The organism is Planotetraspora phitsanulokensis (genome assembly GCF_016863295.1).
Lineage (GTDB): Bacteria > Actinomycetota > Actinomycetes > Streptosporangiales > Streptosporangiaceae > Planotetraspora > Planotetraspora phitsanulokensis.
This window is the reverse complement of sequence record NZ_BOOP01000043.1, coordinates 1-22,690: the sequence shown is the minus strand read 5'-3', so window position 1 is coordinate 22,690 and position 22,690 is coordinate 1. Positions and strand designations below refer to the sequence as shown.

The following is a 22,690-nucleotide window of genomic DNA, read 5'->3' as shown; positions in this document are numbered from 1 at the left end:
TTCCGTACAAGCTTGGCGTTCCGGATCTTGTGCCCCTCGCCGTGATCCTGGGGCTCAGGAGTCCGAGAGGCCGGCTGTGATCGTGCGCAGCGCCTCGGCGAGGTCCTGGGCCGAGGGCGCGCCCTCCGGGTCGACGAGCCACTGGGCCGCCATCCCGCCGAGCAGCGCCTGGTGGAACGCGCCGACGACCAGCGCCTTCTTCTCGTCCGCGACCGGGTCAAGGCCGTCGAACAGCGCCGCCAGACCAAGCCGGGCCTGGCGGTTGGCGGCCGCGAAGGACTCCCGCAACTCGGGCATGCGGTCCATCTGGGCGATGAGCTCGAACTGGATGGCCCACAGGGGTCTGAGCCTGGCGAAGGACTCGATGATCCGCGCCCACGTCTCCTCGAACCTCTGCGTCGGCGTCGCCCCGGGCGACGCTCCCCCGGCGAGGGCGCGCTCGAGTTCGCTCCCCCACTCCTCCATCGCCTCATAAAGGGCCGCGTTCAGCAGCGCCTTCGTCGACCCGAAGTGATAGCCGATCGACGCGAGGCTCGTGCCGGAGGCCGCCGAGATGTCACGGGCGGTGGTGCCCGCGTATCCCTTCTCCATCAGGCACCGGCGGGCTCCCGCGAGCAGATCTTCCCGATTTCCCATGGCCACAGCCTAGCGCCTGCTTGAACAAATGTCTTGCACATCTGTACTAGACAAGCTTCTGAGACGTTTGTACAGTCAGCGACATGACAAACGTTCTGATCTCCGGCGCGAGCGTCGCCGGCCCCGCCCTCGCCTTCTGGCTCCGCGAGCACGGCTTCCGCCCCACCGTGGTGGAGCGCGCACCCTCCCTCAGGGAGGGCGGCTACAAGATCGACATTCGGGGCGCCGCCCTCGAGGTGGTCGAGCGCATGGGCTTACTCGAAGAGGTGCGGCGGCACAGCACGGACATGCAGATCGCGCGGTTCGTCGACGCGAAGGGCAAGCAGATGGCGACGATGAGCGCCCAGTTGTTCGGCGGCCGCGAGGGCGACGACGTCGAGATCATGCGCGGCGACCTGGGCGCGATCCTGTACGAGGCCACCAAGGACGACGTGGAGTACATCTTCGGCGACTCCATCGCCGCGCTCGAGGAGACGCCGGACGGCATCCACGTCACGTTCGAGAACGGCCCGGCGCGGACCTTCGACCTCGTCGTGGGCGCCGACGGCCTGCACTCCAACGTGCGGGCGCTGACCTTCGGCGAGGAGTCCGAATTCGTCCACGACCTCGGTCACCACATCTCGATCTTCACGGTCCCGAACCACCTCGGCCTCGACCGCACCGAGATGATGCACCCGGCGCCGGGCCGGAGCGCGGGCATGTACAGCACCCGGCAGAGCGCCGACGCCAAGGCGATGTTCCTGTTCGTCTCGCCGGCCGGCCCCTACGACCGCAAGGACGTGAACGCGCAGAAGAAGCTCCTGGCCGAGACCTTCGCGGCCCAGGGCTGGGACGTCCCCCGCCTGCTCGACTCCATGTGGGACGCGCCGGACTTCTACTTCGACTCGATCAGCCAGGTGCGCATGGACCGCTGGTCGTCGGGCCGCGTGGTCCTCGTCGGCGACGCCGCCTACGGGCCCTCCCCCGCGTCCGGCCAGGGCACGAGCCTGAGCCTGGTCGGCGCCTACGTCCTGGCCGGCTCTCTCGCGGCCGCGGCCGGCGACCACACGGCGGGGTTCGCCACCTACGAGGAGGACATGCGGCACTTCGTCGAGGAGAACCAGAAGCTCGCCGAGGGCAACCTCAAGGGAATGGTGTTGAAGTCGGCGGGCCAGATCCGGTTCCAGATGGGGATGTTGCGGCTCATGCCACACCTGCCCGGCAAGGACCGCATGATCAGGCGGGTCACCGAGCCGATCCGCAAGGCCGCGACCGCCATCACCATCAGGGACTACTGAGCGACCAAGCCCGGTCATATGACATCGGATCCACCGCCCCTTCAGCTCGAATAGAGTCGCGCCTCATGGTCGACAACACGATCGCCGCCGGCTGGGACGCCATCGACGCCGCAGCGGCGCGGCTCTATCCCGGGGTGACCCCCAAACACTACGGAACGCTTCACAGATGGAGCCTCGGCGGGCCCGACCCGCTGGACGGGGTCAGCGTCTACCCCCGTGAGGACCACTGGCATTTCATCAGCTACGGCATGTCCGAGCTGTACGACAAGGAGTCGGAGGTCGCCGAGGAGTCCGGATGGGGGTTCGAGTTCACCTTCCGCGTCGCCCGCGGCCACGATGAGACCGACCCGCCGATGTGGGCGGCGAACTTCCTGCAGAACCTCGGCCGCTACGTCTTCTCCTCCGCCAACCCGTTCGCGCCGGGCCACCATATCGATCTGAACGGTCCGATCTCGCAGGAGAACCCCGAGACGGCGATCCGGGCCGCCGCCTTCGCCGAGGATCCCGAGCTCGGCACGATCGACACACCTCACGGGCGGCTGTGCTTCCTGCAGGTCGTCGGGCTCACCCTCGGCGAATACGAGGCGATCGGACGCTGGGACGCCCTCGGCCTGCTCGGCGTCCTGCGAACCCGGCTGCCGCTGCTGGTCACGGACCTGACACGGGGCAGCGTGATCGACGATCCGGAGCTCGCGGCCGCGATCGAAGACGGCGCGCGGCGCGACGCTTCGTCGACGGGCGGCCTGTACGTCCAGGAGGCGCGCTGGAAGACCGACGGCCGACCGGAGAAGACGGTGCTGACCTTCGGCGCGAACGCGGCCGAGCGCATCGCACGAACGCTGGCCGGCCGCCTGCCGTACGGGCGTGATCTGTCGATCGCCGGGCCCGACGGCGGTGTGCGGCTGCGACCCGGCGACAACGTCACCGTCACGGAATCCGGTGACGGGTACGTCGAGGTCGAGATCCCCGCGGACGTCCTCACCGAGCTGACGACGGTGCTGCGCCCCACGGCCGGGGTCCATGAACTCCGCACCGCGCCCGGCCTCGTCGTGGAGATCGTCAGGTCGCAGATCCGCGACCAGGAAGGAAACGTGGTCGAGGTGATCGGCTGAGAGTCCTCGTCGCCGGCGCGGCGGCCGCATGAGGCCGCCGCGCCGGCTCACTCAGCCCTGACGTCGTCAGCGGGCCGGGGCGTCCTCGTTCTCGTAGGCCGTGCGGAGCGCGGACAGGAACAGCTCGACCGGCTGCGCGCCCGAGACGCCGTACATGCGGTTGAGCACGAAGAACGGTACTCCGGTCGCGCCGAGCATCTGGGCCTCGCGGATGTCCTCCTCGACCTCACGGGTGTAGTCGTCCCCTTCGAGCACCCGTCGCGCCTCGTCGGCGGGGACGCCGACCTCGGCGCCCAGCCGGACGAGCGTGTCGACGTCGTCGAGCGTCTCGCCCTCGATGAGCTGGGCCCGCATGAGCCGCTCGTGCGTCTCCCCGCCCAGGCCGTGCGCCTTGGCGAGGTGGGTCAGGCGGTGAGCGTCGAACGTGTTGACCGAGATGGAGTGCTCGAAGTCGTACTCGAGCCCCTCCTCCGCCGCCAGCGCCTTCACCCGGTCGGTCATCGCGCGGATCTGCGCCGTCGAGCCGCCCATCTTCTGGGCCAGGGCCTCGTAGACCGGCTGCCTGACGCCCTTGGGATGCGTCGGATCAAGCTGGAAACTGCGCCACTCCACCTCGACCTCGCCGGCGTGCTCGAACCCCTCGAGCGCCCGCTCCAGCCGCCGCTTGCCGATGTAGCACCACGGGCACACGACATCGGACCACACTTCGACCCGCACAGACTTCTCCTCGCTCACCAGCAGGTCCCGTCCGAGCACGCCTCGGCGCCCTCGGCGCCGAGCACCACCAGCCCCTGCGCGACCGGCCGCCTGATCGACGGCGCCTCAGGGGTGGTCTCCGCGGTCACGGCGTCCGGCGCCGGAGCCTCGGGTGACGCGGATGCGCTCATCGAGCCCTCCTGGTTACTTATTGTGTGTAACACCATCATGAGTCACAATAGCGGCGACCATAAGGAGGCACTTCCATGTCGGTCACGCACACGGATGTGCCTGTGCCCGCCACCATCCAGCTGACGGACGACTGCCCCATCCGTGACGTCCTTGACCGGGTCGGCGACAAGTGGAGCGTGCTCATCGTGGTGCTGCTCGGGCGGCGCACGCACCGCTTCAGCGAGCTGAACCGCGCCATCGAGGGCATCAGCCAGCGCATGCTGACGCACACCCTGCGCGCGCTCGCCCGCGACGGGCTGGTCAGCCGGACGGTGCACGCGAGCGTGCCGCCGCGCGTCGACTACGAGCTCACCGAGCTCGGCCGGACGCTGCTGGGCCCGCTCACCGCGCTGGACGAATGGGCCAACGCCCACCGCGACGACATCCGGGCCGCTCGTGAGCGCCACGACCGCGAGGCCGCCGCGACCTGAACCGCCCTAGGATTGCCCCCGCCGAGCATGATCGAGCCGACGGAGGCCCACGTGACGACGGTCGCACAGGAAGAGGGGCCGCCGGCCGCCCTCGAGACGCGTCCGAGACGGTGGGTGAGCGTCCTCGCCTGGCTGACGGTGACGCCGTTCGCGATCTGGGCGGTGCTCCGGCTGATCCCGGCGGACGTGCACTTCCGCTGGGTGCAACTGGTGGGGTTCACGCCCTACGTCGCGCTGCTCTCCGTCGTCGCCCCGATCGTCGCCCTGGTCTCGCGCCGGTGGAAGGCCCTCGCGGCGAGTCTTCTGGTCACCGCCGTGCTCGCGGCCTGCACGCTGCCGCGGACGACCGTGACGGACGTGGACGACGGCGGGCCGTCGTTGCGGATCCTGTCCTCGAACCTGATGATCGGAGCGGCGCCTCCGCCCGCACTGGTCGATCTCGTACGGAGACTCCGTCCCGATGTGCTGACCCTGCAGGAGCTCACCCCCGAGGCCGCCGAGGGACTGGACGAAGCGGGGCTGGGACAGCTTCTGCCGTACAAGGTGGTCCGGTCGAAGCCCGGCACCGGCGGTTCCGGAATCTACGCCCGATACCCCCTGACGCCTGGGCAGGCCATCGACATCGGCGGCTTCGGTCAGGCACGGGCCACCCTGGCGGCTCCGGACGGCAGGCCGGTCGAGATCGTGTCCGTCCACCCCTGCGCGCCGCGCTACCAGGACAGGTACCAGTGCTGGGCGGACGGTCTGGCGGCGCTGCCGTCACCCTCCGGATCGAGACATGTGCTGGCCGGGGACTTCAACGCCACCCTCGACCACGCTCGGGTCCGTCGTCTGCTGGACGAGGGGTACTCGGACGCCGCCGATGTCACGGGGGACGGCCTCTCGACCACCTGGCCGTACCAGCCGTGGCACTTCAACGGCTTCGGCATCCCACCCGTGACGCTCGACCACGTCCTGGTGAGCTCCGGCGTGACCGTCCGGGCGTTCAGCGTCCAGGTCGTCCCCGCCACCGACCATCGGGCCGTCTTCGCGGAGCTGGGCCTCACCGCCAGGTGACCGCTCCGCGAAGGGCCGCCCGTGGGTCAGATGTAGTAGCCCTCGACGGGGACCCGCGCCTCGTCGTACAGCGCGGGACCGTCCTGGCGCACGCCGGCGCCGGCCGCAGGCGGCTTGAGGCCGGTGAGCTGTTCACTGGACAACGCGTACACGACGCGGCCGAGACCGGACCGCTCGATGGCGCCCGCGCACATGCCGCACGGCTGGCAGCTCGTGTACATGGTGGTGGCGGCCGCGGTGTCGGGGTCCAGCTCCCTGGCCGCCCACCTGGCCAGCTTGAGCTCGGGATGAGCGGAGATGTCGCGGTCGGTGAGGACCGTGTTGTGGTCTTCGGCGAGGACGGCGCCGTCCGGGCCGACCAGCAGCGACCCGAACGGCGCGTCTCCCGACGCCCGTGACATGGCGGCGAGCTCGATGGCCCGGCGGAGGAAGAGTTCGTCGTCGTGTGTCACGGTCGCTCCGTTCGCGTGGCAGGTCCCGGCGCGGGCACGCCCGGGTCCCTGTGCCGGGCAACGCCCGGCCACTCGGCGATCATCCCAGCCGCACGCGGTCAGCGCTCACCGCCCGGACAGGCGCAGCAGTTCGTCGACCGACCACTGGTCACCCGCGTGCCTGCCGTACTTGGCGGCCAGCACCCTTCCGTCAGGGGCGATGAGGAAGTCCGCCGGCAGGCCGAGGACGGTCTGGCCCCCGGTCGAGAACGGCGTCCCCCCGGCGCGTATGCCCCGGATGACGACGGAGTAGGTCCCCGGCCTCAGCGGGGCCGTCCAGGCCCGCGGATGCAGCACGGCCCGGGGGGACGCCTCCACGCCGAACTCGGCGTAGAGCTTCCTGTCCGGGTCCGCGACGGCGGCGAAGGGGAGCTCGCCCTGGTGGGACAGCATGTCCTCCGCGGGAGAGTGGAACACCGCGATCTCCCGGATCCCCGCGGCGGCGATCTCGTCGTGGCGCCGGGCCACGGACCGCAGGTGGACGTTGCAGATGGGGCATCCGGCGTAGCGCCGGAACTGCAGGTGGACGAGGGACCCGGGGTCGGGCAGGAGGACCCGCTCCGCCCGGATCGACGTCAGCTCGCGGGGGGCGACCAGGTCACCCGGCGCGTAGCGGTGCGCCCTTCCGGGGACGGGCTTCGATGAGGTGCTCATGAGACCTTCCGATCTGCTTCCGGTCGTTCCGCGGATCCGGGCCGGAACGCGCCCGCGTGCTCGGCCGCCCACTCGGCGAACGTGCGCGCCGGCCGGCCGGTGACCTTCTCCACGGCGTCGGTGACGGTGGTGCCGAGTTCGTTGGGCGTGCCGTACAGCCGCAGGAGCATCTCCACGAGCTCCGCGTCACCCAGTCCGGGAGGGAACGCCCGGAAGAGGAGCCGTTCCGGCCGGCCGCCCTCGGTGACCCACTCCTGCCGCGTCCGGCCGGGCGTGAGCTCCTCGAATCGCAGGTCACGGCCGGTCGCCTCGGCGAGCATGCGGACCTTGTCGCGGGGAGTCACCACCTCCGGCCCGGTGAGGTGGTAGGCCTGCCCCGCGTGGCCGTCCTGGGTGAGCACGGCCGCCGCTACCGCACCGATGTCGGACTCGTGGATCGGGGGGCTCTTCCTGTCGCCGTACGGCTCGCGGACGACGCCGGTGGTCCGCAGCGACTCGCCCCAGTCGGCCAGCGTGTTGGCCATGAACTCCACCGGCCGCAGGAGGGTCCATCTCAGGTCGCCGGCCTGTACGGCAGGCTCCAGGCTGCCCGTCTCCCAGCCGCCGAGGACGGTGACGGCGCGCACTCCGGCCCGCAGCGCGAGGTCGACGATCTCCTGCCCGTTTCTCAGGGGCCGGTATCCCCTGCCGAAATTGATCAGATGGGCGGCGGTGACGCCGTCGAAGGCCGGCGCCAGCGTGGTTGCGTCGGTGAGGTCGCCGGCGATCACCTCCACGCCCTCCGGCAGGTGGGCGGAGGCGGGGTCGCGGGTCAGCGCCCGTACCTTTCTGCCCGCCCGCAGCAGATGACGGACGACGTGGGCGCCCACGGTCCCGGTGGCTCCGGTGACGAGAACGGTCATGTCGATGCTCCCTTCGCTCGGTGCCGGCTCAACGGGCGGTGCGGACGAAGTCGTCGATGACCGCCGCGAGCCGGGGGCCCTGGTCTTCCTGCAAGAAGTGGCCGGCGTTCGTGATGGTCGTGTGCGGCTGCCCCTGGGCGCCGGGGATGCGCTCGCGCATCGGCGTGTGCGCGTCGCCGAGCACGTGGTCCCGGTCGCTGAACGCGCACAGGAACGGGATCCGCAGGGTCTCCAGCACCTCCCACGCCTTACGGTTCGCCGGGGCGGCCTCGTCGTCGGCCGAGATGGGGATGAGCAGGGGGAACCGGCGTACGCCCTGGAGATGGGCCTCGTCGGGGAACGGCGCGTCGTAGGCGGCGCGCACCGCCGGGTCGAGATCGGTGACCGTGCCCCTTTCGACGACCGCTCCGGGCTCGAACGGGTGGGCGCGCTGGCTGAACTGCAGCCACTGCGTGTAGAAGGGGCCCATGTCCCCCTGGTCGCCCGTGTGCAGGACGGTGTTGGTCGCCACCACGCGGCGGAACCGGTCCGGGTGCTCGGCCAGCAGCCGCAGCCCGAGCAGGCCGCCCCAGTCGTGGCACACCATGGTCACGTCCCGCAGGTCGAGCCGGCCGAAGACGGTCTCCCGCAGCCAGTCGACGTGGCTCTGGTAGGTGTACGCGAAGGGGGACGCCGGCTTGTCGGAACGGCCGAACCCCACGAGGTCGGGGGCGACGCAGCGGTGTCCCGCCGCCACGAGCGGCGGTATGACGTTCCGGTAGAGGTAACTCCAGGTCGGCTCTCCGTGCAACAACAGGATCGTCTCTCCCGAGGCCTCCGCCGTGTCGTCCGGACGTTCGTCCAGATAGTGCACGCGCAGCCGGGTTCCGGCGCCGTCGCCCGCGTCGATCTCGACGTAGTGCGGCTCGAACGCGTAGCCGGGCAGCCCCTCGAACCGCGCGTCCGGCGTCCGCAGCACCTCCATGCTCCGCGGCGGCGCCGAGGAAGCGGCGGCACGGCCCTCCGGAGTGTTCACAGTCACGATGCGTCTCGCTCTCCTGGTCGGCCCGCCGCATCGTCCGCGGCGGGCGGGTCGCATCCTGAGAGAGCCGTGGGCCGCCGGAGTGTGACATCGGCGCCGAGGGTGAGATCCGGGTCACAATCGGCGGGCGGATGTCACACCGGACGGGCGCGGACCACTCTTAGGAGGCATCCGGACAAGAGAGGAGGCCCGCGATGCCCGGGATCTCGGCCGACGGTGTGACACGCGTGTTCGCCGACCATCGTGAGCTGCTGTTCTCCATCGTCTACAACATGCTCGGCAGCGTCGCCGACACCGAGGACGTGCTCCAGGAGACCTGGTTGTCGTGGGCGTCGCGGAACCAGGAGGACATCGGGCACCCGCGCGCCTATCTCGTGCGGATCGCGGTCAACCAGGCCCTGGCCCGGCAGACCGCGCTCAGCCGCAGCCGTGAGACGTACGTCGGCCCGTGGTTGCCGGAACCCCTCCTGACCTCCGGCGACACCGCCGACGAGGCGCTGCGGTCGGAGTCGGTGTCGATGGCGCTCCTGGTGGTGCTGGAGACGCTCACGCCGCTGGAACGCGCGGTCTTCGTCCTGCACGAGGTGTTCGGCTACGCGCACACGGAGATCGCGGAGACGCTCGGCCGCAGCCCCTCGGCGATCCGCCAGCTCGCCCACCGGGCCCGGGAACACGTGCGGGCGCGGCGGCCCCGTTACCAGGTCGACCGGCGGACGCAACGCCAGGTGACCGAGCGGTTCGTGGCCGCGGCGTTCGGCGGCGACCTCGACTCCCTGCTGGAGATCCTCGCCCCCGAGGTGACCCTGTGGACCGACGGGGGCGGCAAGGCGACGGCGGCGGGGCCGCGTCCGATCCACGGCCGCGACAAGGTCGCCCGGCTGCTCGTCGCCCGGACCGCCAGGCCGCTGGAGGGGCTGGACATCCGCTTCCAGCCGGTCAACGGCGACCTCTCGGCGGTGGTGTTCGTGGAGGGATCGCCCTTCGCCGTCATCGTCGTCGACCTGGCGCCGGAAGGCGACCGGATCCGCGGCATCTACACCATCACCAATCCCGACAAGCTCACCGGAGTCCACTGAACGGCCCCGGGCTCACGGAAAGGGACGCGGCGTTCGCCGCGCCCCTTCCGGCGAGCCGGCTCAGGCCGTGGGCCGGACCGTGATCGAGTCGACCCGGTCCGGATAGAACGCGACGTGGTCCTTGATCTCGGCCACCCCGTCGTACGGCTCGTCGTAACGCCACACGGCGTCGACCGACCTGTCGCCGCCGGCGGGGATGCTGTAGTAGCCGCACCACCCCTTGTACGGGCAGTAGGTCGCGTGGTCGGTCCGCTCCAGCAGGTCGACGTCGACGTCCTTGACCGGGATGTAGTTCACCGGCGGAAGGTTCGCCTCCCGTAGGACCAGCGCGTCACGCGTGGAGGCGACGACCTTTCCCGCGACGGTGACGACGATCTCGTCGGTGCTCGGCTCGATCGTGATCGGATGATCGGCGCCGGGAATCTTGACTTCTCTGGCGGTCATGGCTGGTGCTCCTCGTGCAGGCGTCGTCTCCTGAGTCTCAGCACCCCGCGTTCGCGGGGTGTTCCCACCGGACGCCGAGATCACCGCGGCCGATCCGGCCGGATATGTGAGACGAAACGCTTGATTTCCCCTTCCCCGAACCGGCGACGGCCTCACCGCTCCGAACAGAAAGACCTGTTCACGGGGCCGATACGACGACTATCGGGAAAGCTGAGACGGGAGAGCTGAGGACAGCGCCACAGGAGAGGGCATCCGCCGGAGGCGAGCCGGACGGGCCGCGGCAGCAAGCCGTCGCCGTGGTCCGCACCGGGGGCCGGGCTCCGAACGGGGGGATTCATGAGCATCGGCATGTCGCGCGGCCGCCCCGCCGTCGTCATACCGGCGGTCGCCGCGCTGGTCGCGGGCGTCTGGGGAGTCGACCGCGGGTCGATGTGGCATGACGAGGCGACGTCGTTCACCGTCGCGCGCCGCTCGCTGCCGGCTCTGTGGGACACGCTCGGCCAGATCGACGCGGTCCACGGCCTCTACTACCTGATGCTCCATCCGCTCCTCGCCCTGGTGAGCGGCCCCGATCTCGGCGAGGTCGTGCTGCGGCTGCCGTCGGTGCTCGCCACGTGCGTCGCGGCGGCCGGGGTGGCCGCCGTCGCGGAGCACACGGCGTCGTCCTGGACGGGCCTGTTCGCCGGCCTGGCCTACGCGACCACCCCGGTGGTGAGCTACTACGCCCAGGAGGGGAGGTCATACGCGCTGGTCACCGCGGCCGTCGTGCTCGCCACCCTGTTCCTGGCGCGCGCGGTGTCCGAGCCGCGTCCTCGCTGGTGGGTGCTGTACGGCACGGCCGTCGCCGTGGGGTGCCTGCTCAACGTCTTCGCCGTCTTCGCTCTGCTCGCCCATGCCGTGACGCTTCTCGTGAGCCGGGCCGGCAGGGCGGCGCTGCTCCGGTGGGTCGCGGCCTGCGCCGCCGGCCTGGTTCCCGTCGCCCCCCTCGTCTGGGTGAGCAGCGCGCAGCAGGGACAGGTCGGCTGGCTCACGAGACCCGGCTGGGAGGCCGTGGGAGAGCTGGTGACCCGTCTGGCCGGCACGGGTGCGCTGCTCGTGGTCACCGCCGGGCTGGTCGTGCTCGCCTTCCTGCCGGGCCGCTGCGCCGAGGACGCCGCGCAGGCTGCTCCGCGCCTTCCGCTGCTCGCCGTGGCGGCTCCCCTGGCGGTCCTGCCGCCCGCGGCGCTGCTGGCGGTCTCCCAGATCAAGCCCTTCTACCAGGACCGTTACGTCCTCTACGCCGTCGTCGGGCTGGCATGGCTGGTCGGCGCGGGACTCGCAGCCGCCGGACGGCTGAGCGGGCGGCTGGGCGGGCGGCGCGTTCCCGGCGTCGTCGTCGCGTGCGCGCTGCTCGGCGTCACCGCCGTCCTGGCCCTGCCGTCCCAGGCCGACGTCCGCCGGATCACCAGCCGCAACGACGACCCGGCAGGAGCGGCGCGCGTGATTCGGGAGGACGCCCGGCCGGGCGACGCCGTCCTGTTCCTGCCGGTGGGACGCCGCATCGTCGCCGATGCCTACCCGGAGGACTTCGTCGCGGTCCGCGAGGTCGCCCTGACCCGAACCGCCGCCCAGACGGGCGCTCTGATCTCCCAGGAGATCCCGGCGAAAAGGATCGCGGCGGCGCTGCACGACGTGTCCCGTGTGTGGACGATCCAGCGCTCCCGCATCAAGGACTCCCGCCTGAGCACACCGCAGGACGTGGCCAAGCTGCGGTCGCTGCACGACGACTACCGCCAGGCGTCCCGGACACGCGTCCACGGGTACCTCATCCGCCTGTTCGTCAGCCAATCCACGGATCCGTCCGGGCGGTGACCGGTCAGACGCCGGCGGCCGCCGCGCCGGTGGTGCGGAAACGGGCCGCGTACGCCGACGGGGTGGTCCTCAGGTGGCGGGCGAAGACCCGCCGCAGGGTCTCGTCGCTGCCCAGCCCGCTGCGCCGCGCCGCCGCGGTCACGCTGACGCCGCGCTCCAGCATGATCCGGGCGGCCTCCAGGCGCATGGTCTCCACGTAGGCCGCGGGGGTCGTGTCCGCCTGCTCCCGGAAGAGCCGGGACAGATGCCGGGGGCTCACGCCGGCGTTCCTCGCCAGGGCCCGCGGACTGTGGTCGGCTGCGGGGTCGGCCGCGATTGCGTCGAGCAACGGGCGCAGGACCGGGTGGCCCGTCGCGGACGTGCGGGAGGCCACGGAGAACTGTGACTGGCCGCCTGGCCGCTGCAGGAAGACGACCAGGTCACGGGCGACCTTGCGGGCCGCCTCCGGTCCCTGGTCCTGCTCCACCAGGGCCAGGCACACATCGATGCCGGCGGTGACTCCCGCCGAGGTGAGGATGGGCCCGTCCTGCACGTAGATGGCGTCCGCGGTGACGGTGACGTCCGGATGGCGCCGGGCGAGGTCCGCGGCGTACTCCCAGTGCGTCGTGGCGCGGCGTCCATTGAGGAGCCCCGCCGCCGCGAGGGCGAACGCCCCCGTGCAGACCGCCGCCACCCGCCGAGCCTTCCCCGCCAGCAGCCTCACCTGCTCGACGAGGACGGGGCTCGTCTCGAGCGTGCCGAGATCGGCGGGGCCCGGCACCACGAGCGTGTCCACGTGATCCACGCGTGCGTACGGCAGGTCGGCCGAGATGCGCAGGCCGGTGGAGGTGGTGACGTCCCGACCGTCGGGGGTGCAGACCTCGACGGTGTAGGTGTGGGAGCCGCCGGAGGCGGTGCTGAAGACCTCGAGCGGGGCGGCCACGTCCATCAGCCGCACCCCGTCGAAGGCGAAGACGATCACCCGGTGCGGCCTGCGTTCGCCGTGTCGGTAGTGCATTTTCCCAGCGTACGGCGGAGGCTCCGCGCCTGCCTGAGGCCGTGTCCTCATGTGTGGGGTTTAGGTCCCGGAAGACATGGCCGGGCGCTTCCGCGGGTCGGCAGGGTGGAAGCACGGGCCGAGGCCGGACCGGCCTCCCCCTCCAGAGAGGAGTCTCGACCAATGCAGCTCATGGAGCACATCGCCGCGGGTGTGGCCGTACCGGACACCAGGCTCGCCGCCGAGGCGACCGAGTTCGTCCGCGACACCACCGACGAACTGATCTACCATCACTCGCGCCGCGTCTACTGGTTCGGCAGCCTGCAGGGGCGCAACCGGGGGCTGAGCTTCGACCCGGAACTCCTCTACATCGGGGCGATGTTCCACGACCTGGGTCTCGGCGTGGAGTTCCGCGACAGCGGCCGCCGTTTCGAGATCGACAGCGCCGACGAGGCCCGCCGCTTCCTCCAGAGCCGGGGTGTTCCGGAGGACAGCGTCCGGCGGGTGTGGACGGCGATCGCGCTGCACACGACGCCCGGCATCCCGGAGTTCATGGAGCCGGAGGTCGCCCTGGTCACCGCCGGCGTGGAGTACGACGTGCTGGGGATCGGCTACGCCGACATCCCCGAGCGCAGCCGGTCCGAGATCGTCGCGCTGCACCCGCGGCCGCGGTTCAAGCAGCGCATCCTCAAGGCGTTCACCGAGGGCATCGCGCCGCGGCCGGAGACCACCTTCGGGAACGTGAAGGCGGACGTCCTCCAGCATTTCGTTCCCGGGTTCACGCGCGGCGACTTCGTCGAGGTCATCCAGAACTCGCCCTGGCCCGAGTGACGGCGGCGGCGGAATGGGTCACGAGCCGTCGCGCCCGCACAGGTGGGGCACGGCGCGCAGGACCTCACGATCGTGGCGGTACTCGTCGTCGTCGATCTCTCCGGCTACGAACTTCTGGAAGAGGACGTCCTCGGGCGTCCTCGACCGGCGATCCCTGGCCTTGGAATGGAGCGCGGCGCCGACGCCACCGAAGACGGCCACCCAGAACAGAACAGTGAGGAGGAGGAAGAGGGCTTCCTCCTGGCTCGTCGCGATTCCGTACACATACATCTGGCTGTCTCCCCGATCGACGCCCGGCGCCTTACGCCGATGCCCGTGTCTTCATGTTCGGCGGTGCGGCCCGGCGCCACCAGGGTGCGTTTTGCCTGGGTGTGGCATTGCCTGGGTGTCCCGTTGCCACCCTTGGGCGGCCGGCCCGGCCAGATCGCGGGGAGCGTGAGGCGGGCATCACCCCAAGCGATCATCGAGGCGCACCGGCGGGGGCGGCGGTTCCCGGACCGAATCGGACGAGCCACGACGATTCAGCGTGACGATTCGGCGCTCGAATGCGGCGACCGACCGCGCGCCACCGTCAAGGATTCACGACCACATTTTCCGCAAAGATTCACTTAACTCATTTTCCTCACATTCGTCGCAAACCATACCTAAGGTGACGCCATGTCTGGGTTTTCGCTGAAAGTCGCGTCCTCACCGCGGCGCGCCTGCGACGTGGTCTTCGTCGGAGCCGGGCACAACGCCCTCGTCGCGGCGGCCTATCTCGCCAGGGCGGGCCGCAGCGTCGCCCTGCTGGAGCGCGGCGCCGTGCCCGGCGGTTATGTGCGCACTGAGGAACTGACCCTGCCGGGTTTCCTGCACGACACCTTCTCCGCGGTGCATCCCTTCCTGGCCAACGGGCCTGTCTTCGCCGAACTCGGCGACGAGCTCTCCGAATTCGGCCTGCGCTACGTACAGGGCGAGGTGTCCACCGGGGCGTCGCTGCCTGACGGCCGCGGCGCGGTCGTGCCCACCGATCCCCAGGACCTGGCCGTGGAACTGGCCCGCCTGGGCGAGGACGAGGCGTGGACCGAGCTGCTCGCCGATCTCGCGCCTCATCTCGAAACGCTCCTGCCCCTGTTCGGCATGGACCCGGCCACGCCGGAGGCGACCGCGTTGCTGGACAAGCTGTACGACCAGGGAGCCCCGAGCGCGCTGCCCTTCCACAAGCTGGTCGCGGGCACCGCGTTCGGCCTGATCGCCGGCAGGTTCCGTTCCGAGGAGATGCGCTCGACATTCGTTCCGTGGCCTTTGCACCTGGGCGTCGGGCCGCAGGACGCCGGAGGCGCGGTGTGGATGTCGGCGATGATCGCCGTGCTGACCGCGGGGAATCCGGCGCCCGAAGGCGGCAGCGGCCGCCTGGTCTCCGCACTCACCGCACTCGTCGAACGGCATGGCGGGACCGTGGTGACCGGAACCGAGGTGGACGAGATCCTGGTCGGCGAGGGACGCGCCATCGGGGTACGCACCACCGACGGCGCGGTGTACACCGCCCGCCAGGCCGTCGTCGCCACGACCTCCGCCGACCGGCTCTACGGCCGGCTTCTGCGTGACACGCCCGGCATTCCGGCAGGCCTGCGCGGCCAGGCGGCGCGTACGCCCGATCGGCGCGGCTGCTTCCAGATCAATCTGGCCCTGTCCGGCAAGCCCCGCTTCTGCGACCCCCGCCTCGACCTGGGAGGCGCCGTCAATCTCGGCCGCGGCGTCGCGGAACTGGTCACGTCCGTGCGCCAGGCCGAGGACGGGCTGCTGCCCGCCTACCCCTCCATCTCCTGGCACGAGCCCAGCGCGGTTGATCCCGGACGGGCGCCCGCGGGCTCGGCCGTCGTCCGTCTTCAGATCCTCGACGCGCCGTCGCGCCCGATGGGCGACGCCGCTCATGACGTCGCCGCCGAGGGAGGGTGGACGCACGAGGTGGCCGAGCGGTTCGCCGACCGGGTGATCGCGGAAGCGGCCCTGCATGTGGCCGGGCTGGAGGACATGATCCTGGCCCGCCACGTGCTCACCCCCGCGGACATCGCGGCGGCGAACCCCGACGCCGGGCACAAGGCCCTGTCCCAGGGCTTCTTCCGGCGCCACGAGGCGGCTCACCGCGGCGGCTACGGCACCGCCGTACCGGGTCTGTATCTGATCGGCTCGGCCACGTGGCCGGGGCCGGGCGTGAACGGCGCGTCGGGGCGCGCCGTCGCCCGCGCCCTCCTCTCCGGGCCACGGCTCTGACGCGGCGCCCGCCGAGCCCGGGTTCCCAAAGCTTTCTCCGTGTCGTGCAATTACCTATTCAACCCATAGGGATTACGGGTTACTGTGAGGGGGTGGTCGATTCCTCAGCTCCGCAAGGCCGTCTCCCCGTAGTGGCGATCGTGGGCGGCGGTGCGAGCGGCACCCTCACGGCAGTGCACCTCCTCCGGCATGCGGCGACCTCACGTGCGCCGCTGCGGGTCGTCCTGGTCGACCGGGACGGACGTCACGGCACGGGGCAGGCCTACGCGACCTCTGATCCGGATCACCTCCTCAACGCCTGCGTCGACAAGATGAGTGCGATCGCCGACGATCCCGGCCACCTCCTGAGGTGGGCGCGGGCGAACGGCCTCGACGTCGCGGGGTCCGACTTCCTGCCGCGCGCCGTATACGGGCGCTACCTGCGCGACGTCCTGACCGCCGCCGAGAGCCACGCCTCCCCCGCGTCCCCGATGACGCGCGTGACCGCGGAGGTCTCCGCCGTCTCCCGGTCGTTCAGGGGGAGGCCTGCGGTCCACCTGTCCGGTGGCGGCCGGATCGACGCCGACGCCGTCGTCCTCGCCCTCGGCAACACCAGGCCCTCGCCCCTGCCGCAGGTGGCCGAGGTCGCCGGGGGCCGTTACGTCGGCGACCCCTGGGCGCCGGGCGCGCTCGCCCGGATCGGGGACGGGACCCCCGTACTGGTCGTGGGGACCGGGCTGACCATGATCGATGTGGCGATCTCCGCGACCCGGGCCCATCCGGGCGCGACGGTGTACGCGCTGTCCAGGCACGGCCTGCTCCCCCGGGCGCACCGATGTCCCGCCGGACCACCGGCCCCGATGCCGATCCCCGACGACGCGACGCGACTGGCCGACCTGCTGCGCGCCGTACGGGCCGCCGTCACCGCAGGCGACGGAGACTGGCATTCGGTGGTCGACGGCCTGCGCCCGCACGTCCCCGCACTGTGGGGACGGCTCTCCCTCGACGACCGCCGCCGCTTCCTCGCCCTCGTGGCCCGCTACTGGGAGGTGCACCGGCACCGGATCCCTCCCTCGACGGCCTCTCGCGTCTCCCGGTTGCGGGCGGCGGGCCGGCTTCACATCGTCCGCGGCCGGCTCGCCGGGACCACGGCCGTCCGGGACGGCCTGGTCGCCCACGTGGACGAGGAGGGGACGCCTCGCGACCTCCGCGTCGGCTGGGTGGTCAACGGCACCGGCCCCTCGGCCGACGTGTCCCGTGATCCCTTCCTGTCCGGACTGTTCGCCGCCGGTCTCTGCCGTCCCGACCCGCTGGGCCTCGGCCTGGACGCCGACGACGCCGGCGCCGTCCTCGACGCCCGGGGACGGCCGAGCGAGAAGATCTTCACTCTGGGGCCGACGCTGCGGGGCACGCGGTACGAGACCACGGCCATCCCGGAGATCCGCACGCAGGCCGCCGGGCTGGCTCCGCGCCTCGTCGCGGCGGCGGGGAGCGGGATCCGCCCGTACCCGCCGGTCCACGGAACAGGCCGTCCGAGGCGGGTCCCCTCCCAGGCGTGACGCCTAGGACCTGTATCAAAGTCGGTCAAAGCCATTCGTTGATCGCGGCGATGAGGATGGTTGCCTCGTAGCGCACGGCCAGCCTGTCGAATCGGGTGGCCACAGCGCCGTGACGTTTGGGCGCCGGGTTCCACTGCCGGGGCCGTGATGCTGGTGCTCGCAGGGGCGGGGAAGCTGCTGGTCAGCCTTGGTTGGGGAAGAGGGCGAGCCAGGCCAGGGCTGCGGTGATCTCGTCTCTCCAAGGCCAGTGCCGGGCCTGGCGGAGGATCCGTCGGCGGCCGGTCTTCGGTAGCTGAGCCAGGCGGGTGGCAGTGATGTGATCGGCAGCGGTGTTCGAGCCCGCGTTGCCCGATCTGAGCAGGGCCGCGACGGGTTCCCCGGTGCCGCCCGGGCCGTGGTCGACGAATCCCATCAACGGATGGTGGCCGTACGTCCGCTTCCATGTCGGGGCAGCGTCCTCCTTGTCCGAGTGTCGACCAGGCGGGAGGCCGTCGCGCCCACCTTGTGAAAGCGCGAGGTCAAGCATCGGCGGATGCGCCCTGGCTGTCGGGAATCGTCAGCGCTTTCGATTGCTGTCGTGCGTGGATCTTCGCGCGGTAGTTGCGCGGCGAATATCCATGAGTGCGTTTGAAGGCGTTGCTGAAGGCACTCTCGGAGGCGTAACCGAGGCTCGAAGCCAGGGAGGCAAGCAGCACCTCATCGTCCAAAAGAGCGCGTTCGGCGATGTGCATGCGCCAGCGGTGGAGGTAGGTGAGAGGTGGTACGCCTGCCGCCGCGCGAAAGCGCATGCTGAAGTTGGTGCGCGACATCGCGGCCGCCTGGGCGAGTTCTTCGAGATGCCAGCGGCGGCCAGGATCGGCATGCATTCGGCGAAGGGCCGGCGCGAGGTGTGGGTCGGCCAGTGCGCGCAGCCAGCCGGTGGGGAAGGACTCGGGCGAGGCCGCCAGCGTGGAGCGGAGCACTTCGACGAGCAGAAGTTGGGCGTACTGATGGGATGCGTGATGGGTGCCTGGCCGTTCGGCATGCAGTTCGTGCAATAGACGATCGAGGATCCATTGGACGACCGGGGCCTCGGCGCTTTCCGCGCCGATTCGCGTGAGCGGCGGGAGCGCTGCCAGTAGCAGTTCCTCGCCGGTGGCGTTCAGGGCGACATGACCTCCGATGATCACGGTGCTCGGGCCAGTTAGGACCTTCGTCTCCTCCGTGGGCGCTGCGCCGTGTTCCTGGTGATGGCTGGTGATCCGCACGATCGTTTCGCGGCCCGGGCCGAACATCGGTGCCGCCTCAGCCGGTGCGAGCCCTGGATCGGAGGCGAGTTGCACGCTCTTCACGTCGTTGAGGACGGCCACATCGCCCGCACCCAGCAGCAGTGGAGCTTGAGAGCCGTCTGCTGTCAGCCAGCAGGAGCCTGAGACAACAGCGGCCAGCTTCAGCCGGGCCTGTGGCCAGAACCGAAGGGCCCACGGCGCCGTCGCCCGGAAACCGCCAGAGATGACTGAGCGCGCCTCGCTGAGGGTGAGCGCTTCGCTGAGCGGGTCGCCGGGGGCGGGGCCGGACAGTTGAACACGCCAGGACACTCCTGAACTGTCGCGCAACTTTTCGGGACTTTCAAGCATTCCGAGTCCCGGCCTGTCAATCCCACACTGAAACCGCACAGCACGCCGCCTGTCGTCGGACGGGCACGAGACCGGAGTTACCGTATGACCACCACCACAGCCCAGCGCGTCGCAATCATCACCGGAGGGTCGCGCGGCATAGGCCGGCGCGTCGCCGAGCGCCTCGCCGCAAGTGGGCTGGCCGTCGTCGTCAACTACGCACAGGCCGCCGCGGCCGCGAATGCCGTGGTCGATGACATCACCGCCGCCGGCGGCACGGCCATGGCCGTGCGCGCAGACGTCGCAAAGGAGGATGAGGTGGCGACGCTCTTCGACACGGCGGAGGAGGCTTTCGGCGGCGTGGACGTGGTCGTGCACGCCGCTAGCGCCCTGTCCAGGGGCTCGGTAGCCGACTTCGATCTTGATCAGCTCGACCATGCCATTCGTGTCAACCTTCGTGGCACCTTCATCGTTGACCAGCAGGCAGCCCGCAGGTTGCGACCGGGCGGTGCGCTCATCAACTTCTCCAGCTCTGTCACCCGGTTCTCGAACCCAGGGAATGCCGCCTACATCATGACCAAGGGCGGAGTGGAGGCGCTGACTCTGCTGCTGGCGCGGGAGTTGCGAGGCCGCGATGTCACGGTCAATGCCGTCGCACCCGGCGCCATCGATACGGATATGCTCCAGGAGTTTCTTTCGGGCCGTGAACATCTCCGCGCGGAGATCGCTGACCGCTCGCCGCTGGAGCGGATCGGCACCCCCGACGACATTGCCGAGGTCGTCCTTTTCCTCGCCGGTCCGGCGCGATGGATCAATGGCCAAGTCCTCTACGCCAATGGCGGAGCCATCTGATCGGTGACATCCTCGCGGCGCTGGGACATGGCTGGGATTTTGGACAACGACGAGACAGCGCATCGGGCAACTACCCAGCCATGGCTCTGCGGTTGTCTGTTCGCGTCCGCCAAAAATAGATAATGCGCGACCGGGATTTGAAATTGATTGTGATTATATATCCATCAGAAAGGCTCCTCTTGTGAAGCATGTATCACTTGCCGAACTGGATGTCTCGCGTATCGGCCTGGGTTGCATGGGCATGTCGTATCTGTACGGCGGCTCCAAGGACGACGCCGAGTCGATTCGCACCATTCACCGTGCACTCGATCTCGGAGTGACCTTCTTCGACACTGCGGAAATTTACGGACCTTACGTCAACGAGGAGCTGGTCGGTCGGGCCATCGCCAAACGGCGTGACCAGGTCGTACTGGCAACGAAATTCGGCCTCATCTCCCATCCCGGTGGTGACGCTTCGCGCTTGGACAGCTCGCCGGACAGCGTGCGGATCGCCGTCGAGGGTTCACTCAAGCGACTCGGCACGGACCACATCGACCTGTACTTCCAGCACCGGGTCGATCCCAAGACATCCATCGAGGACACGGTGGGCGCGCTCGGCGAGTTGGTGCGAGAGGGGAAGATACGGTACATCGGTCTTTCCGAAGCGGGGCCTGAGACGATCCGGCGGGCACAGGCGGTACACCCCATCACCGCACTCCAGAGCGAATACTCGCTGTGGACCCGCGATGTCGAGGCGGAGATCCTCCCCCTGCTGCGCGAGCTGGGCATCGGGCTGGTCCCGTACTCCCCGCTGGGCCGGGGATTCCTGACTGGGAAGCTCCGCAGCCTCGACGGACTCGCTGCCGACGACTTCCGTAGGAGAAACCCCCGTTTCACTGGCGACAACCTCGCGCTGAACCTCCGCATCGTCGATGAGGTGGAGGCCGTGGCCGGAGAAGCCGGTGCTACGTCCGCACAGGTCGCCATCGCCTGGTTGCTCGCTCAGGGCGATGACTTGGCACCGATCCCCGGTACCAAGCAGGTGGCGCGGTTGGAGGAGAACGTCGGCGCCGACACGGTGAGGCTCACCGCCGAACAGGTCGGCCGGCTCAGCGCGCTTGATGCACCAGCGGGTGAGCGCTACGCGAACATGTCCGGCGTCGGCATCTGAGTCTGCGTTCGGGGTCGGCAAGGCCGTCTGCCTTGACGCCGAGCCGGTCAGAGCGGCCATCTGTACTGCATTCCTATCTGCAGTTGCCATAGCCGCGTGGTGGGCGGGCGGCCACGAACAGTATTGAGGCCAGAGAGCTGTCGCCGCGGAGGCGTAAGGGCCCAACATCCCGGAGACCTCACTCTGGGATCTGCAGGCCGAGCCGCCCGGCGGGAAGCGTCTCGAGCCGGCCGATCACGCGTTGGGCCGCTCCCGCGGCGGATGGACCACCAAGTTGCATCTGGCCTGTGAACAAGGCCAGAAGCCGTTGGCGATCGTCCTCACCGAAAGCCCTTGGCGATCGTCCTCACCGCCGGTCAGCGAGGGGACAGCCCCCAGTTCACCACTGTCCTGGGCGGGATCCGGGTGCCACGGCCGGGCGGCGGTCGTCCCCGGACCCGTCCGGATCGGGTGCTGGCCGATAAGGCCCACACCTCCAAGGCCAACCGCGCCCATCTGCGCAGGCGCGGCATCAAGGCCACCATCCCCAGCAAGGCCGACCAGGACGCCGGCCGTCGCAGGAAGGGGTCGAAGGGCGGCCGGCCGCCGGCCTTCGACCCCGAGCTCTACAAACAGCGCCACGCGGTTGAGTGCGGCATCAACCGGCTCAAACGCCACCGCGCTGTGGCCACCCGATTCGACAAGCTGGCCGTGCGCTACGAGGCAACCATCCTCATCGCCGCGATCAACGAATGGCTCTGACCGACTTTGATACAGGTCCGAGCGGAGACCGTCGGAAGGGGGACGCCGCGGTTCACCTGGGGGACCGGCGTCATCGGTGGGCGCAGCACGCACCTCCGCCGATCAATAGATCAAATTTGGGCGATTTCTCATGATTTTCACGATTTAAGTAATGACACGGTCATCCGTTCGTGGTTTTTGTGAATGGTTTTCGGGCTTTGGCATCAAGTTCGCCATGGACCCGGGTGCCTCCGGTTGTTCTCCACAGAGCGACCGGATTCAACGACCACGACAGGAGGCACGGTGTTCGAGAGGCTGCGCCGCCGCTCCATCCAGGCGCGTTTCACACTGGTCTCCGGGGTCGTCTCCCTGCTCGTCTTCCTGGTCATCGGCGGCGGCGTCGACCTGGCCGTCCGGGACCGGATCGAGAACAACATCTTCAAGGAGACCGAGGGGGTCGCCGCCGAGTTGATCGGGTCCCTGGGGCCGGGCGTGCCGCCTCCCGCGACCATCAACCCCGGGAACGGCGCCAAGACGTCCCGGATCGATCTCCTGCAACTCGTCGACGAAAGGGGCGCGGTCGTGTCCGCGAGCCCGGCGGCGGCGGGCCGGCCACGCCTGAGCACCCTGCGCCCCCCGGTAGACGACCGGGTCGCGCACCGGACCGAGTGCCCCTCAAGCGACGAATGCGTGGTGCTGACCGCCATCCGCGTCCCTCCGCTGGAGACGCGTGTGCTCTGGCAGGGGAGGTCGCACTTCGTCTACGCGGGGACGGCCCAGCCGCCGCTTCTGGCCTCCAACACGCTCGAGTTCCTGACCGGCTCGGCGATCCTGGCCGCGGTGGCGCTCGCGGCGTGGGCGACGTGGTGGGTGGTGGGACGCACCCTGCGCCCCGTC

23 protein-coding genes and 2 pseudogenes are annotated in these 22,690 nt (G+C 70.1%); 13 read left to right on the top strand and 12 right to left on the bottom strand.

The window, feature by feature from the left end:
- Positions 1-54: 54 nt before the first annotated feature.
- Positions 55-636, bottom strand: a complete 582-nt coding sequence (locus tag Pph01_RS36705) for a TetR/AcrR family transcriptional regulator (protein ID WP_204077836.1) — start codon at positions 634-636, stop codon at positions 55-57.
- Positions 637-719: 83 nt separating this feature from the next.
- Between Pph01_RS36705 and Pph01_RS36700 the strand changes: the two genes are divergently transcribed.
- Together Pph01_RS36700 and Pph01_RS36695 are read left to right on the top strand one after the other, a co-directional pair.
- Positions 720-1,913: an FAD-dependent monooxygenase gene (locus tag Pph01_RS36700; protein ID WP_204077835.1), complete on the top strand. Its 1,194-nt coding sequence runs from the start codon at positions 720-722 to the stop codon at positions 1,911-1,913.
- Between the two features lie 65 nt (positions 1,914-1,978).
- Positions 1,979-3,025, top strand: a complete 1,047-nt coding sequence (locus Pph01_RS36695) for a suppressor of fused domain protein (protein WP_204077834.1) — start codon at positions 1,979-1,981, stop codon at positions 3,023-3,025.
- A 66-nt stretch (positions 3,026-3,091) separates the two neighbouring features.
- Here the strand turns inward: Pph01_RS36695 and Pph01_RS36690 are convergent, their stop codons facing one another.
- Positions 3,092-3,742, bottom strand: coding sequence for a DsbA family oxidoreductase (locus Pph01_RS36690; protein ID WP_204077833.1), 651 nt, complete (start codon positions 3,740-3,742; stop codon positions 3,092-3,094).
- Between the two features lie 14 nt (positions 3,743-3,756).
- Entirely contained in the window at positions 3,757-3,912 is a 156-nt protein-coding gene (locus tag Pph01_RS36685; protein ID WP_204077832.1) for a hypothetical protein, read from the bottom strand.
- A gap of 75 nt (positions 3,913-3,987) precedes the next feature.
- Here Pph01_RS36685 and Pph01_RS36680 point away from each other — a divergent pair, with 75 nt between their 5' ends.
- Both Pph01_RS36680 and Pph01_RS36675 read left to right on the top strand, forming a co-directional pair.
- Positions 3,988-4,383, top strand: a complete 396-nt coding sequence (locus tag Pph01_RS36680; RefSeq protein WP_204077831.1) for a winged helix-turn-helix transcriptional regulator — start codon at positions 3,988-3,990, stop codon at positions 4,381-4,383.
- Positions 4,384-4,410: 27 nt separating this feature from the next.
- Positions 4,411-5,439 (top strand): endonuclease/exonuclease/phosphatase family protein, encoded by a 1,029-nt coding sequence (locus Pph01_RS36675; protein WP_204077830.1) that lies wholly within the window; start codon positions 4,411-4,413, stop codon positions 5,437-5,439.
- A 26-nt stretch (positions 5,440-5,465) separates the two neighbouring features.
- Here Pph01_RS36675 and Pph01_RS36670 read toward each other — a convergent pair whose 3' ends face one another.
- The 4 genes from Pph01_RS36670 to Pph01_RS36655 form a co-directional block, all read right to left on the bottom strand.
- Positions 5,466-5,891, bottom strand: coding sequence for a nucleoside deaminase (locus tag Pph01_RS36670; protein WP_204077829.1), 426 nt, complete (start codon positions 5,889-5,891; stop codon positions 5,466-5,468).
- 105 nt (positions 5,892-5,996) lie between these two features.
- Positions 5,997-6,584 (bottom strand): peroxiredoxin-like family protein, encoded by a 588-nt coding sequence (locus Pph01_RS36665; RefSeq protein WP_204077828.1) that lies wholly within the window; start codon positions 6,582-6,584, stop codon positions 5,997-5,999.
- Positions 6,581-7,486: an SDR family oxidoreductase gene (locus tag Pph01_RS36660; protein WP_204077827.1), complete on the bottom strand. Its 906-nt coding sequence runs from the start codon at positions 7,484-7,486 to the stop codon at positions 6,581-6,583. The genes Pph01_RS36665 and Pph01_RS36660 overlap by 4 nt, the downstream gene beginning before the upstream one ends.
- A gap of 28 nt (positions 7,487-7,514) precedes the next feature.
- Positions 7,515-8,507 carry a haloalkane dehalogenase gene (locus Pph01_RS36655; RefSeq protein ID WP_239117291.1) on the bottom strand — a complete coding sequence of 331 codons (993 nt, stop codon included), beginning with the start codon at positions 8,505-8,507 and terminating at the stop codon, positions 7,515-7,517.
- A gap of 194 nt (positions 8,508-8,701) precedes the next feature.
- Here Pph01_RS36655 and sigJ point away from each other — a divergent pair, with 194 nt between their 5' ends.
- On the top strand, positions 8,702-9,583 hold the full coding sequence (sigJ, locus tag Pph01_RS36650; protein ID WP_204077826.1) for an RNA polymerase sigma factor SigJ: 882 nt from the start codon (positions 8,702-8,704) through the stop codon (positions 9,581-9,583).
- 60 nt (positions 9,584-9,643) lie between these two features.
- On the opposite strand, the gene Pph01_RS36645 is transcribed toward sigJ, so the two are convergent.
- Positions 9,644-10,027, bottom strand: coding sequence for a DUF427 domain-containing protein (locus tag Pph01_RS36645; protein ID WP_204077825.1), 384 nt, complete (start codon positions 10,025-10,027; stop codon positions 9,644-9,646).
- 336 nt (positions 10,028-10,363) lie between these two features.
- On the opposite strand from Pph01_RS36645, the gene Pph01_RS36640 reads away from it, so the two are divergent.
- Positions 10,364-11,878, top strand: a complete 1,515-nt coding sequence (locus Pph01_RS36640; RefSeq protein ID WP_204077824.1) for a glycosyltransferase family 39 protein — start codon at positions 10,364-10,366, stop codon at positions 11,876-11,878.
- Positions 11,879-11,882: 4 nt separating this feature from the next.
- Here the strand turns inward: Pph01_RS36640 and Pph01_RS36635 are convergent, their stop codons facing one another.
- Positions 11,883-12,875, bottom strand: coding sequence for a GlxA family transcriptional regulator (locus Pph01_RS36635; protein ID WP_204077823.1), 993 nt, complete (start codon positions 12,873-12,875; stop codon positions 11,883-11,885).
- A gap of 162 nt (positions 12,876-13,037) precedes the next feature.
- Here Pph01_RS36635 and Pph01_RS36630 point away from each other — a divergent pair, with 162 nt between their 5' ends.
- Positions 13,038-13,685 (top strand): HD domain-containing protein, encoded by a 648-nt coding sequence (locus Pph01_RS36630; RefSeq protein ID WP_239117290.1) that lies wholly within the window; start codon positions 13,038-13,040, stop codon positions 13,683-13,685.
- Positions 13,686-13,703: 18 nt separating this feature from the next.
- Here the strand turns inward: Pph01_RS36630 and Pph01_RS36625 are convergent, their stop codons facing one another.
- Positions 13,704-13,955 carry an SHOCT domain-containing protein gene (locus tag Pph01_RS36625; RefSeq protein ID WP_204077822.1) on the bottom strand — a complete coding sequence of 84 codons (252 nt, stop codon included), beginning with the start codon at positions 13,953-13,955 and terminating at the stop codon, positions 13,704-13,706.
- A gap of 387 nt (positions 13,956-14,342) precedes the next feature.
- On the opposite strand from Pph01_RS36625, the gene Pph01_RS36620 reads away from it, so the two are divergent.
- Both Pph01_RS36620 and Pph01_RS36615 read left to right on the top strand, forming a co-directional pair.
- On the top strand, positions 14,343-15,938 hold the full coding sequence (locus Pph01_RS36620; protein WP_204077821.1) for a phytoene desaturase family protein: 1,596 nt from the start codon (positions 14,343-14,345) through the stop codon (positions 15,936-15,938).
- A gap of 92 nt (positions 15,939-16,030) precedes the next feature.
- A complete protein-coding gene (locus tag Pph01_RS36615) occupies positions 16,031-17,476 on the top strand; it encodes an FAD/NAD(P)-binding protein (RefSeq protein ID WP_204077820.1) in 1,446 nt (481 codons plus the stop codon).
- A 271-nt stretch (positions 17,477-17,747) separates the two neighbouring features.
- Here the strand turns inward: Pph01_RS36615 and Pph01_RS36610 are convergent.
- Together Pph01_RS36610 and Pph01_RS36605 are read right to left on the bottom strand one after the other, a co-directional pair.
- A pseudogene (locus Pph01_RS36610) lies at positions 17,748-17,948 on the bottom strand (transposase); the annotation flags it as partial.
- A gap of 46 nt (positions 17,949-17,994) precedes the next feature.
- Positions 17,995-19,053: an AraC family transcriptional regulator gene (locus tag Pph01_RS36605; RefSeq protein WP_204077819.1), complete on the bottom strand. Its 1,059-nt coding sequence runs from the start codon at positions 19,051-19,053 to the stop codon at positions 17,995-17,997.
- 123 nt (positions 19,054-19,176) lie between these two features.
- Here Pph01_RS36605 and Pph01_RS36600 point away from each other — a divergent pair, with 123 nt between their 5' ends.
- The 4 genes and pseudogenes from Pph01_RS36600 to Pph01_RS36585 form a co-directional block, all read left to right on the top strand.
- Complete coding sequence (locus Pph01_RS36600; RefSeq protein ID WP_204077818.1) at positions 19,177-19,923, top strand: SDR family oxidoreductase; 747 nt, start codon at positions 19,177-19,179, stop codon at positions 19,921-19,923.
- A 181-nt stretch (positions 19,924-20,104) separates the two neighbouring features.
- Positions 20,105-21,073: an aldo/keto reductase gene (locus tag Pph01_RS36595; RefSeq protein ID WP_239117289.1), complete on the top strand. Its 969-nt coding sequence runs from the start codon at positions 20,105-20,107 to the stop codon at positions 21,071-21,073.
- Positions 21,074-21,406: 333 nt separating this feature from the next.
- A complete protein-coding gene (locus tag Pph01_RS36590) occupies positions 21,407-21,814 on the top strand; it encodes a transposase (protein ID WP_204077817.1) in 408 nt (135 codons plus the stop codon).
- A gap of 282 nt (positions 21,815-22,096) precedes the next feature.
- Positions 22,097-22,690, top strand: a pseudogene (locus Pph01_RS36585) (hypothetical protein); the annotation flags it as partial.

Coding starts and splice junctions, on each gene's coding strand:
- Pph01_RS36705 (WP_204077836.1), bottom strand. CDS start 636: ATGGGAAATCGGGAAGATCTGCTCGCGGGAGCCCGCCGGTGCCTGATG.
- Pph01_RS36700 (WP_204077835.1), top strand. CDS start 720: ATGACAAACGTTCTGATCTCCGGCGCGAGCGTCGCCGGCCCCGCCCTC.
- Pph01_RS36695 (WP_204077834.1), top strand. CDS start 1,979: ATGGTCGACAACACGATCGCCGCCGGCTGGGACGCCATCGACGCCGCA.
- Pph01_RS36685 (WP_204077832.1), bottom strand. CDS start 3,912: ATGAGCGCATCCGCGTCACCCGAGGCTCCGGCGCCGGACGCCGTGACC.
- Pph01_RS36680 (WP_204077831.1), top strand. CDS start 3,988: ATGTCGGTCACGCACACGGATGTGCCTGTGCCCGCCACCATCCAGCTG.
- Pph01_RS36675 (WP_204077830.1), top strand. CDS start 4,411: ATGATCGAGCCGACGGAGGCCCACGTGACGACGGTCGCACAGGAAGAG.
- Pph01_RS36665 (WP_204077828.1), bottom strand. CDS start 6,584: ATGAGCACCTCATCGAAGCCCGTCCCCGGAAGGGCGCACCGCTACGCG.
- Pph01_RS36660 (WP_204077827.1), bottom strand. CDS start 7,486: ATGACCGTTCTCGTCACCGGAGCCACCGGGACCGTGGGCGCCCACGTC.
- sigJ (WP_204077826.1), top strand. CDS start 8,702: ATGCCCGGGATCTCGGCCGACGGTGTGACACGCGTGTTCGCCGACCAT.
- Pph01_RS36645 (WP_204077825.1), bottom strand. CDS start 10,027: ATGACCGCCAGAGAAGTCAAGATTCCCGGCGCCGATCATCCGATCACG.
- Pph01_RS36640 (WP_204077824.1), top strand. CDS start 10,364: ATGAGCATCGGCATGTCGCGCGGCCGCCCCGCCGTCGTCATACCGGCG.
- Pph01_RS36635 (WP_204077823.1), bottom strand. CDS start 12,875: ATGCACTACCGACACGGCGAACGCAGGCCGCACCGGGTGATCGTCTTC.
- Pph01_RS36630 (WP_239117290.1), top strand. CDS start 13,038: ATGCAGCTCATGGAGCACATCGCCGCGGGTGTGGCCGTACCGGACACC.
- Pph01_RS36625 (WP_204077822.1), bottom strand. CDS start 13,955: ATGTATGTGTACGGAATCGCGACGAGCCAGGAGGAAGCCCTCTTCCTC.
- Pph01_RS36620 (WP_204077821.1), top strand. CDS start 14,343: ATGTCTGGGTTTTCGCTGAAAGTCGCGTCCTCACCGCGGCGCGCCTGC.
- Pph01_RS36600 (WP_204077818.1), top strand. CDS start 19,177: ATGACCACCACCACAGCCCAGCGCGTCGCAATCATCACCGGAGGGTCG.